The sequence below is a fragment of the Dysgonomonas sp. 521 genome (genome assembly GCF_010501055.1).
GTDB lineage: Bacteria > Bacteroidota > Bacteroidia > Bacteroidales > Dysgonomonadaceae > Dysgonomonas.
This window is the reverse complement of sequence record NZ_QVMO01000048.1, coordinates 1-12,006: the sequence shown is the minus strand read 5'-3', so window position 1 is coordinate 12,006 and position 12,006 is coordinate 1. Positions and strand designations below refer to the sequence as shown.

Genomic DNA, 12,006 nt, shown 5'->3' with positions numbered 1-12,006 from the left:
GCTGGCCTATTTCTGATAGGAGTCGATATCAATCGTATTTTCCTGTTCATCCGATGTTCTGTTTTTAGGCGTATCGATGAATATTTTTTTAGCTACCTTTCCTACCACCCTGGTTGTAACGCCATCGTAAGAGCCACCGACAACACCTCCCAATAGAGGGAGCGCTTTGCCTAAGGATGTGATTCCTTTGCTGCCGGCCTGACCTGCAAGGTTGGCGCTTACTTTTTCTATAACTTTGGTCAAAAGCTTTTCCCCGGCTTTTACGCTCACGTCCTTCAAGAGTTCTTTGGCACCATTACCTACCATACAGATGTAAACAAGGGATTTTACCCTGTCTTCGCGGATATCATGCCCACCCATATAGGCTATGGCGGCTATCATGCGTATTTGCACGTATATCACGCTCGCTATGTTGGCCGGAACGGTCAGGGGCATTGTCATTACACCGCCCAGCCCGGTAACGAAACCGCTGGTAGCGGCTTTTGCCACCTGCCATTTGATAAGGGAGTCTACCTGTTCTTCCAGAGTTCCTCCCTGTACAAGGTAACTGTTGCCGAGGTCGTATGCCGAATCCACGCCTGTGAATCCGCTTACGGCTTTAGAATAGGCCCAATCGAGGGTTTTGGCTATTATACCTTTATTTACTTGTGTGTTCTGTCGTTTTGTCATGTGTATGTATAATTTGACTATGCAAGATAGAAATAAAAAAGAATAAAGCGTTCCATTTATTAAAAATGAAACGCCTTAATAATAAGTAAAATTGTTTAATTCTTGTTCAATAACCGATCTAAGTCATTTGGCGAAAGGTTCATTGCCACAATTACTCCGTCTTCATCGATTAAGTAATTCTTAAAACCCTGTCGCAATTGGTAACGATTATACAGGTCTGAATAAACATCGCTCTTTGCTATGAATTGATACTGAGTATCTACACGGTCCATAGCCAGAGTCTTTTCGAAGACCGATTCGTTTTTGTCAAAGGATACCGACACCATTTTCACAGGATATCTTTTGCTTTCAATTACATTCGCAAAAAGAACATTGTCCTTGTGTGAAGGGGCGTCGTAAGCAGCCCAGAAGTTTACCAATACTTTTTGACCTTTTAGATCAGACAGATCCATTTTTGTTCCTGACACGTTTTCCAGATTTTTTATATCAGGAAACAGGTTTCCCGGATAAATACCTTCCGAAGAAAGCCCAGAAGTTCTTGTTGTATTCGATGATAAGCTTATTAAAGCGATACCTACAATCAAGAAATACTTCGCATACTTCATAAAATAATTATTTGGTTACCACTAAAGCCTTACTCCAATGCCTCACAGAAAAGAATATGACTCTCCCAATTTTTGGGATACAAAATAAATAGCTCTACGCTTAGAGTACTTATCTTGAATTTCGACGCCAAAGGTATTACCTTTTTGTTAAATACAGAAATTTATTCACTAAAATCTATTATTTAAAAATATTAAAAAGCTGTGTGTTAGAATTTTGTGTAACCAAAATTTGTTAAGTTTTTAAATAATGTTAAAACGGCCTTTTGTCATAAATATGAAGAATACAGGGGTTTTAGCTAAAAATGCAAGTAGGCTTTAAATATATACATTAAACTGAAATGACCGGTCAAAAATTTTTGTACTTTTGCATCTTGGTTACAGCGAATGTTTACTTAGAGCCTGTTTAAATTTTAGCGAAAATTTTTATTACAGGTTCAGGTCAATAGTTGCTATAAAATTTAAACAGACTCTTATAAAAAGTGGCGAATATGAAAGTTCAAAAATTTGGAAGTGCGTCTATAGCTACAGTAGATAAGCTAAAGAGAGTGGCTGAAATAGTTACAAAAGAGCAAGGCAACATTGTTGTTTTGTCATCGATGCGTGGCACAGCGGAAGCACTGTCCGAAATATCGGATTACCTTTACAAGAAGAATCAGGAAGGAGCTATAGAGATTATCAATAAGCTGGAAAAACAGTATATTGAATTAGTGGGGTCGCTTTTCGAGTCTGCGGATATAAAGTCTGTAGCAAAAGAACTTGTAATAAGTAAGTTTGATTATATCAGGACTTTTACAAAAGACCTGTTCACCCTTTTCGAAGAACGTGTTGTGCTGGCACAGGGAGAACTTATCAGTTCCGAGCTGTTCCATCTGTATATGCAGGATAAGAAAGTCAACGCGGTGCTGATACCCGCGCTTGAGTTTATGCGTACCGATAAGAATTCCGCACCTGACCCTGTTTATATAAAGGATAAATTATCTGCCCTGCTGGAAGAGCCGAAAGGAGCGGATCTATATATTACGCAGGGCTATATTTGCCGGAATGCTTATGGAGAGATAGACGACCTTCGCAAAGGAGGTAGCGACTTCAGTGCTTCGCTGATCGGGGTAGCTGTAAACGCTGAAGAAATACAGATTTGGGCAGACGTGGATACAATGCAGAACAACGACTCTCGTTATGTAGAAGGTACGATGCCTATCCGTCAGTTAAATTTTGACGAAGCAGCCGAATTAGCGTATTTCGGTACTAAAATACTTCATCCGTCGAGTATCCTTCCGGCTAAGCTGGCTGATATACCTGTACGGTTAAAGAATACAGAGCACCCGGAAGCGGCAGGTACCCTTATATCCAACAAGACAGAGGAAAACACAATAAAAGCTGTTGGGGCAAGGGATAATATTACAGCCATAAAGATTAAATCGGGCAAGATGCTGCTGGCTCATGGCTTTTTACGTAAGGTGACAGAAGTTTTTGAAAATTATCAGACATCCATAGACATGCTGGCTACATCGGAAGTAGGTGTTTCACTGACTATCGATAACGACAAGAACCTACAGGCTATAGTAGACGACCTGAAAAAATACGGTACGGTCTCAGTTACTCCCGATATGGTAATCGTTTCGGTTATAGGGGATCTTGAATCGGCTGATTCCGGTATATCTGTGGATATAATGGGAGCGATGAAAGAGATACCTGTGAGGATGCTTTCATATGGAGGCAGTAAATATAATTTCTCTTTCCTGATACATAAGGATGATAAAGTAAGGACACTGCAAATATTGAATAAGAGCCTGTTTAAATTTTAGCGAAAATATCTATTATAGGCTCTGACTGTTTATTCTTAGCAACTTTTTAATGCTCTTTTTACCGTATTTTTTCCTTTTTTCTTTTTGATTTAGCCCGCTAAATCTGCAAGTAAAAAATAAAAAAATCCATCTAAAAATAGCAATGAAAAAGTTTACTATAAAATTTAAACAGGCTCTAATGAATTGTTTAATTAATATTTCTAATTTCGAAGATGACAAAAGGAAATTTTCCTGTTGAAAAATTGAAAGGTATTGAAACGCCTTTTTACTATTACGATACGGATTTACTGAAAAAGACATTAAAAATCGTAAAAGAAGGAACAAAAAAATATGGATATATTCAGCATTATGCTGTAAAAGCAAATGCAAACCGTCGTATTCTGGAACTAATAGCCTCCGAGGGCTTTGGTGCCGACTGTGTAAGCGGAAATGAAGTGAAAGCTGCGATAACAGCCGGATTCCCAGCTTCTAAAATAGTTTTTGCTGGTGTAGGGAAAACTGACAAGGAGATTAATCTGGCGCTGGATTTGAATATTTTTTGTTTCAACGTTGAGTCAATGCCCGAGTTGATAGTAATAAACGAATTAGCCGCTAAAAAGGGGAAAACCGCACAAGTGGCACTTCGTATAAACCCTAATGTTGATGCACATACGCATGAATATATAACTACAGGGCTGAATGAAAATAAGTTCGGGTTCAGTATGGCTCATCTGGATAATGTGACAGAAGTATTGAAATCACTGAAAAACATAAAGCTGATAGGTATTCATTTCCATATTGGCTCGCAAATAGAAGATATACATACATTCTCACCATTGTGCGAGAAGGTAAACGAACTTCAGGATTACTTTGAAGGTAAAGGTATAAAGCTGGAAAATATTAATCTGGGAGGCGGATTAGGTGTCGATTATGATGATCCTGACGCCCATCCGATGCCTGATTTTCAAGGATATTTTGATTTGTTTAACAAAGGCCTGAAACAGAGAGAAGGGCAAACTGTACATTTCGAGTTGGGACGTTCTATCGTTGCCCAGTGCGGAGTATTGGTAACCAAAGTTTCTTATGTGAAGCACGGCGAAAGCAAAACGTTCGTAATAGTTGATGCCGGGATGACAGACCTGATACGTCCGGCGCTTTACCAGGCATATCATAAAGTGGAAAATATATCATCGGATTTACCTGTGCAGAAATATGATATCGTAGGGCCTATCTGTGAATCTTCTGATGTGTTTGTTAAGGATTACGAACTTAATGAAACAAAAAGAGGGGATATACTGGTACTGCGTTCTGCCGGTGCTTACGGGGAAATAATGGCGTCTCAGTACAATTGCAGAGACTTGCCTAAACCTTATTTTTCAGACAAAATATAATCATACACTATCTGAATTTGGCAAGAGTCGTATGTTTTACTATATGGCTCTTGTGTTTTTATAATATACCTTTATTACACAGCATATAATAATGACCGAATTATTATCATATTTTAAATTTGATACAACTGAAATCGTTGCTTTATCCGTTCTTTTTATCCTTTTAGTCATTCAGTTGTTCTATTACTTATGGTATTACAGGAAACCTTATAAACAGGCAAAAAAAGTAGAGAGCGATTCTCAGCCTTCCCCTGCTATGCTTAAAGTATCGGTTATTATTGTTTCTGAAAATGAAGTCGATAGCCTGTCTGAAAATTTACCCGCCGTTATGGAGCAGGATTTCTTTAACTATGAGGTAATTGTGGTCAATAACGGCTCAACAGATGAGAGCGATGTCTTGCTGCGTTCTTTGGAGTTACGTTATCCTAATTTGTATCACACTTACTTACCCTATTCGAACGACAAAAAGATGGATAGGCGCAAGCTTGCCTTGACTATCGGTATAAAGGCGGCCAAAGGCGATATCCTGCTCTTTACTGAGCCATATTGTAAGCCGGTTTCCAAGCACTGGATTTCCTCTATGGTAAATGAACTGTCTGATGATAAGGATGTTGTTTTAGGATACTCTTTCTACAAGGAGTGTGGTAAATTCTTTAACCGGGTTGCGCGCTTCGACAACTATCTGTTTAATATGCAACGCTTTTCTACAACCCTGAATGGCAAACCATATACAGGGAATTTCAGGAATCTGCTTTTTCGTAGATCGCTGTTCTTTGAACATAAAGGATTTGCATCCCTCTTGAATGTAGAACACGGAGAACTCGTTTTTATCAGCCGTATTATGTCTGAAACGAACACAACAGTGGCACTTTCGCAAGATAGTTTTATGGAGGCGGATGTACAGGATTTCTCTTTATGGAGGCAGATTAAGCAATCTTATTTTTCTATCAGGGGCTATCTTGACAAAACCATATCGTTCTTATTTAGGTTCGAGATATGCACTAGAGGTCTTTTTTATTTACTGTTCGTTGCATTGGTCGCATATAGCGTTATGATGCAGCACTGGGCAATGGCGGTATTAAGTGTCTTTATATTCCTTTTAAGGCTGATCGTCCAACTAATAGCGCTGAATAGGCCGGCTAAGTATTTCTTTTCAGGAAAATTCTATTTTTCCCTTTTATTGATGGATTTAATTCAGCCGTTGTACAACTTGCGTTTCAAAGGAATGCGTTTTAAATAAGAGCCTAAGAAACTGTTTAATTAGTTGTATCACCGGATACTTTCAGCTTATCTTTCAGCCTGACATAGGGTTTATTGATCTTTTCTTCCCATATAAGCCATAAGATAAAGATAACGGCATCGTAATATATCCATGTGAATATATCGCGATGGAATATATTGAACCAGTCTTTATAGAATTGAATGTAGTTTTCCCATGTGTTTGTCCATACACGGCCATTGTACCACTCATTCGCAGATATAAACCATTCGGGAAACGGGTCTTTTATCATGTAGAAGATAGCGACCAGCCTGAGTATGTTTACGATCATTAAAATAATCAGGGACATTGGTATATACCAGAGTTTCTTTTTAGGCGGCCCGAAATAGAATATAAGTATAAAGGTAAACATAAATACCTGTTTTACACCTGTACAGCCCCACACGATGTCTATTGGGATAGAACCCCTGAATTGCAGGATAGTCCCGTTTATAAAGAAATTATGATTACCGCAAACATCGTGAATAAACCAGTATATAGTTTCTGCGGTCCACAGGCATGGTATCTCTGTATATTTTGTAAGGTCGTTGCCAAGAACCAACAGTATTTTGTCATCTTCGCCCACATGTACAAAGAGCTTCCATATAAATTCAAATATAAGGAACAGACATAGAAACCAGATAATATCCCTGAATGGATTTATCTTTTTGTAATAGCTATTATTCTTTATGTAGTCTTTATTTAGTATGTCCATGATTTAGCGAATCGGTTACAAAGTTATTAAAATAAGGATAATTAACCTTTTTAAGGCAAAAAAAATATGACATTTTATATAAAAACTCGCTTAACTAAGTTTTTTTAATTTACTTTGCACAAATTTCGTCCGTATTTAAGGGGATTTTGCGCAAAGAAACAATCTTTAGATAGTTGTTACAATCGGAATTCCGCCATTCATTATACGGTTTGATATTCATTTATCCGGAGGGTGTTCCTCATATTTTATTATAGATTCAGATAATAAATTATTGTTTTTTCTGTTATAGAATGATGAAAAGAAAATGTAGGCGAAACCAGAAGGTTTAATAATTGGAATACAGATTTAACACTAATAGATTTAAGATAAAAAGCTTTAATATTATAATGTTGAAGAGAAAGAAACTTCTTTTGTTGGCCATTGCGGCTGTTATTGCATGCTCTTTGGGAGCGCAGACAAACTCTCCATATAGCAGATATGGTTACGGAGTATTAAAAGATCAGGCTGTTGGACCTTCGAAAGCAATGGGTGGTATTGGATATGGCTTACGTAATAGCCAGAGTGCAAACCCTTTGAATCCGGCTTCTTACTCTCGGGTAGATTCACTGACTTTTCTGTTTGATATAGGGGTAAATGCTAATTATAGCAAGTTGAGTGATGGTACAAGCTCAGAGACTCGTTATGGTGGCGGCTTGGATTATATTACGATGCTTGTTCCATTAAAAAGAGGATTGGGGCTTAGTTTTGGTGTCATACCATTTTCTTCAGTAGGGTATAAATTCGGTACTACCGAAACGACTAATTCCGTATCATATACAAAATCATTTTCAGGTTCAGGAGGATTGAGTCAGGTATACGGAGGCCTTGGATGGCAAACGCCGTTAAAGGGCTTTTCTATCGGAGCTAATGCATCCTTTCTCTTTGGTTCTATAGACCATACAAGAAGTCTTCCTTCAGTAGGTTCTTCATCTAATAACAGTTATACATCCGCCGATTATACAGAACTATCCGTAAAAGCCGCCAAATTTGATATTGGTGTTCAGTACGAGTTCGCTGTATCTAAAAAGGATATATTGACTATCGGGGCCGTTTATTCTCCAAAGATTAGCTCTAAAGCCGACTACCAGAATATGCACTATGAATTTACCGGGGCTGGGACATTGGCCACAGGAGATACTATAAACCATAATGGTATCGATGCGGGACTACCAGAATCTTATGGCGCGGGTTTTACCTGGAAACGTAACGAACGCTTGGTTGTTGGAGCAGATATAACATATCAAAAATGGGATGGTGTCAAATACCCATCATATATGGGCGATGGACTGACAAACGATAACCGGTTCAACAACAGATGGAGATACAATGTAGGAGCAGAATATATGATAGACCCTTACGACAGAAGCTTCTTCAAGAAAATTAAATTCAGGGGAGGGCTCAATTATAGCAATTCTTATCTGAATGCGACAGATGCCTCTACCGGAAAAACCGAAGGATATAAAGAATATGGGGCGACGCTCGGTTTTGGATTCCCTATCCGCGATAATTTAGGAGGAAGGGTATCATATATCAATCTGAACTTCGAATATAAGAAGATCAAACCGGAAGTGAAGACAATGATTGACGAGCAATATTTTGGCGTATCATTAAACGTGAATATCAATGAATTCTGGTTCTTCCGAAAGAAAATAGAATAATAATATATAACCTTATATTTAGCCTCAATATATATTGGGGCTGCTTGTTTTTAGAATGCTACAATTAAAAGGAAAGAGATACATAACCATTATGACAGCCTTAATGTCTGTTGTAATGCTTTTTTTTGTTTCCTGTAAAGAAGAATCTAAGAATGCGATCGATTTAGATTATGATCCGGAAAAGGTGCCGTCTTTGAATACGGATAGCGTTACAATGCTTGTTTCCGATTCGGGGATAATCCGCTATAAAATGATAAGCCAGACCTGGCTGATTTTCGACAGGGCCAAAGACCCGCATTGGTTATTCCCTGATGGGTTTTATTTCGAGCAGCTGGATACAACTTTCAATGTTATAGCTACTGTGAAAGCCGATACTGCATGGAATTATACAAATAAAAAACTATGGAAACTTCGTGGCCATGTATTTATACACAACAAGGTCGGAGAAACATTTTCCAGTAATGAATTGTTTTGGGATGAACGCCAGCAAAAAGTTTATTCGAAAGAATATGTAGAAGTGGTAAGGCCAGATAAAATGACATTGCGAGGGGCAGGGGGATTCGAAGCAAATCAGCAGATGACCGAATATAAATTCCTTAATGTTGGTAATACCGCTTTCGGAAAAACAATATTGTATGTCAACGAAGATGAAGAAAATAATGCAGATAGTGAGGATAAGGGAGAAGAAAAAAAAGAATAGTTATTCAATTATGAATGAAATTCAATCCCAATTTATTATCTTCGTGCGCTAAAAGTTACAATTTGTAAGTAAAATAACTGAATAATATAAAATAATAATTTACTAAATGGCTGCTTTACAGAAAATTAGAAGCAAATCGGGATTATTGATCGGGATTATTGCGGCTGGACTACTGGCGTTTGTTCTTCCTTGGAGTGAAATTACTGCCTTTGTTAATAAGAGCAAAGACAAGGCGTTTACTGTGGATGGAGAGGTTGTTACAACAAAACAATATGCAGATAGAATAGCCCAATGGGAGCATTTCCAAAAAGTAATGTCCGGACAAAATTCGCTGGATGAAAACACATCAGCCCAGATCCGTGAAATGGTATATCAACAAATGGTAAATGAGATCATACTTGATAAACAAACGGATAAATTAGGCTTAACTGTTACTACAGAAGAGTTAAATGATATGGTTACCGGACAAAATATCTCTCCCGTATTATATCAGATTCCTTTATTTGCCAATCCTCAGACAGGACAATTCGATCGTATTTACCTGAACCAGTTTATACAATCTATAACTCAGGATGATTCGGGGCTGTCCGATAATCAGAGAGCCGAAATTCAGGCAAGACGCGAGATATGGGCATTCATACAGAATATGATTAAATACCAACGTCTTGAAGAAAAATATTCCTCGTTGGCAGCCGGTTCGATGATTCCCTCTGTGACGGAAGCCAAGACAATGTTTGATGATTCCAAGGCTCAGGCTAATATATCTTATGTCGTTCAGAGATATTCAACTATCCCGGACTCTGTCGCCGCAAAAAACGTAACAGACAAAGATATCAAAGCTTTGTATGATCTGCGTAAGCATAATTACAAACTGGACTCAGAACTTCGCAAAATATCTTATTTTGTAAAAGATGTTGTTCCTAGCGATGAAGATTATGCAACAGTAGAAAAAGAAATAAATGACGTTCATGAGAAGTTCGTAACAACAGATAATCCGGGCTTACTCGTTAATGAATATTCCAACAATCAATATGTAGATGCTTTCATTTCTGTCAATAGCTTACCTGTTGATATAAAAACGTTTGCTCAGTCAGCGACAATTGGACAGGTTAATGGTCCTGAACGTAGCGAACAGTCATATATAATGTATAAGTTAGTGGATAGGACAACGGCTGCCGATTCTGTTAAACTTCAGATTATTCCATTACCACAGGGGCTGGATCAAGCTACTACAGCTCACATTTCAGATAGTCTTCTTAATGTGATCAAAGGAGGAAAAGATTTTGCTACACTTGCTAATGAAATAGTACCCGGTTCGAATGGTGGTAGCATCGGATGGGTTACCGAAATGGCATTGGCCGGAGCAGGTGCCGATATTGTGAAAAAATGTTTCAATGCAGCTAAAGGCGAAGTTTTAAATATAACTGTAAATGGTCAATCACAATTGATCCGTGTTGAAGATAAAACGAATCCGGTGGCTAAAGTTAAAATAGCTCTGATTCAGATGCCTGTCATTATCAGTGATAAAACACAGAATGCGATTGACAATGAATTAAATCAGTTTGTTGCAGAGAACGGCAATGCCGAGAACTTTGATAATACAGCTTTAACAAAAGGCTATAATATAGTATCTAATGTAACTATCAACCCTTCTGATATGCTGTTAGCGCAAGTAAGCGGCTCTCGTCAGGTTATTTCCTGGGCATTTAATAACAAGGTAGGCTCTGTAAAGAAATTTGACAACCTGACCAACAAAAGGATTGTGGCTATCATTAAAAATGAAATAAAGGGCGATTATATGCCGGTTTCGGAAGTATCATCAATGCTGAAAGCAGAACTTATTAACAATAAGAAGGCAGAGATAATTATTGCTGACCTGAAAGCTAAGAATCTTAGTTCGTTGGATGCATACGCTCAGGCTATATCCGGTCGTGTTGATACAGTAAATTTTGTTACGTTCCAAACGAATAATATATCAGGAGTTGGCTACGAACCATTATTGAATGTTTATGCTAAACATGGACAAGTTAATAAATTAGAACAACCTATGAAGGGTAAAACCGGAGTATATGCTATTAATGTTACAAGTAAGACTGAAAATACAAATACATTCGACCAGACTCAAACCAAGCAGATGATACGTCAGAGTAATCTGTACCAACTGACATCTCAGGCTATGCATGTGCTGAAAGAAAAAATGAATGTGAAGGATAATAGGGTTGCATTCTGGTAAAAACTGATTTCATTATATAAAAATCCCTTATGGTTCGATACTGTAGGGGATTTTGCGTTTCTATATAATATATTCTGATATGACAAAAAAAGAACGATACCAAAGCGTTATTGATTGGTTTAATACAAATATGCCGGTTGTAGACACTGAGCTACATTACGACAGCCCTTTCCATCTGCTCATTGCTGTAATACTATCTGCTCAATGCACCGATAAAAGAGTCAACATGGTTACCCCTGCGCTGTTCGAAGCATTTCCTACGCCCGAGGTAATGGCTGTATCATCTCCTGAAGTGGTCTACGAATACATTAAAAGCATATCGTATCCTAACAATAAAGCGAAAAACCTTGTAGGGATGGCTAAGAAGGTTGTAAGCGACTTTAATGGCGAGATACCAGATACTTTAGAAGAATTGGAGTCAATTCCCGGGGTTGGCCGGAAAACGGCAAATGTGATGCTCATAGTAGCCTTCAACAAGCCGGCTATGCCTGTAGACACACATGTGTTTCGTGTTTCTAACCGTATTGGGCTTACTGATAACTCTAAAAATCCGGAGCAGACAGAGCGCGAACTCATCAAATATATCCCCGCTAAGTTCTTGTCAAAGGCACATCATTGGTTGATTTTACATGGGCGTTATGTATGCCTGGCTCGTAAACCTAAATGCGAAGAATGTGGGCTTACTCCATATTGTAAATTCTTTACAAAAAGAGAAACGTAAATTTTCTGTTTTTTTAAATGGTTGTAGATTAGCATTTTGAAAAATAAAGACAAAAAACTCAAAAAACTCTTATTAAATTATTTGGATAATTGAGTAATAAATACATATCTTTGCACCCGCTTTGATAGAGAACGAGGCGCAGAAAAAAGGGGTAATATTACCCGGTTTTGTTTTTCGTAACTATAGAAGTGACAAGCGATCTTTGATAAAATGACAACATAAAGAGTGTAGTA

The 12,006-nt window shown here is 38.0% G+C and carries 10 protein-coding genes; 7 read left to right on the top strand and 3 right to left on the bottom strand.

Features of this window, described 5'->3' with window-relative positions:
* Positions 1 to 6 precede the first annotated feature (6 nt).
* Together D0T84_RS13820 and D0T84_RS13815 are read right to left on the bottom strand one after the other, a co-directional pair.
* Entirely contained in the window at positions 7 to 669 is a 663-nt protein-coding gene (locus tag D0T84_RS13820) for an EcsC family protein (protein WP_163308450.1), read from the bottom strand.
* Positions 670 to 764: 95 nt separating this feature from the next.
* Complete coding sequence (locus tag D0T84_RS13815) at positions 765 to 1,274, bottom strand: thioredoxin-like domain-containing protein (RefSeq protein ID WP_163308449.1); 510 nt, start codon at positions 1,272 to 1,274, stop codon at positions 765 to 767.
* A 488-nt stretch (positions 1,275 to 1,762) separates the two neighbouring features.
* On the opposite strand from D0T84_RS13815, the gene D0T84_RS13810 reads away from it, so the two are divergent.
* The 3 genes from D0T84_RS13810 (at position 1,763) to D0T84_RS13800 (ending at position 5,689) form a co-directional block, all read left to right on the top strand.
* A complete protein-coding gene (locus D0T84_RS13810; RefSeq protein ID WP_163308448.1) occupies positions 1,763 to 3,079 on the top strand; it encodes an aspartate kinase in 1,317 nt (438 codons plus the stop codon).
* Between the two features lie 212 nt (positions 3,080 to 3,291).
* Complete coding sequence (gene lysA, locus D0T84_RS13805; RefSeq protein ID WP_163308447.1) at positions 3,292 to 4,449, top strand: diaminopimelate decarboxylase; 1,158 nt, start codon at positions 3,292 to 3,294, stop codon at positions 4,447 to 4,449.
* Positions 4,450 to 4,540: 91 nt separating this feature from the next.
* Complete coding sequence (locus tag D0T84_RS13800) at positions 4,541 to 5,689, top strand: glycosyltransferase family 2 protein (RefSeq protein WP_163308446.1); 1,149 nt, start codon at positions 4,541 to 4,543, stop codon at positions 5,687 to 5,689.
* Positions 5,690 to 5,705: 16 nt separating this feature from the next.
* Here the strand turns inward: D0T84_RS13800 and D0T84_RS13795 are convergent, their stop codons facing one another.
* A complete protein-coding gene (locus tag D0T84_RS13795; protein ID WP_163308445.1) occupies positions 5,706 to 6,422 on the bottom strand; it encodes an exosortase/archaeosortase family protein in 717 nt (238 codons plus the stop codon).
* A 386-nt stretch (positions 6,423 to 6,808) separates the two neighbouring features.
* Between D0T84_RS13795 and D0T84_RS13790 the strand changes: the two genes are divergently transcribed.
* The 4 genes from D0T84_RS13790 to nth all read left to right on the top strand — a co-directional run bounded on the left by D0T84_RS13790 (position 6,809) and on the right by nth (position 11,773).
* Positions 6,809 to 8,119, top strand: a complete 1,311-nt coding sequence (locus D0T84_RS13790; protein ID WP_163308444.1) for a hypothetical protein — start codon at positions 6,809 to 6,811, stop codon at positions 8,117 to 8,119.
* Positions 8,120 to 8,174: 55 nt separating this feature from the next.
* On the top strand, positions 8,175 to 8,819 hold the full coding sequence (lptC, locus tag D0T84_RS13785; protein WP_255495379.1) for an LPS export ABC transporter periplasmic protein LptC: 645 nt from the start codon (positions 8,175 to 8,177) through the stop codon (positions 8,817 to 8,819).
* 106 nt (positions 8,820 to 8,925) lie between these two features.
* Positions 8,926 to 11,052, top strand: coding sequence for a peptidylprolyl isomerase (locus D0T84_RS13780; protein WP_163308443.1), 2,127 nt, complete (start codon positions 8,926 to 8,928; stop codon positions 11,050 to 11,052).
* 79 nt (positions 11,053 to 11,131) lie between these two features.
* Complete coding sequence (gene nth, locus D0T84_RS13775) at positions 11,132 to 11,773, top strand: endonuclease III (protein WP_163308442.1); 642 nt, start codon at positions 11,132 to 11,134, stop codon at positions 11,771 to 11,773.
* The last annotated feature ends 233 nt before the right edge of the window (positions 11,774 to 12,006 follow it).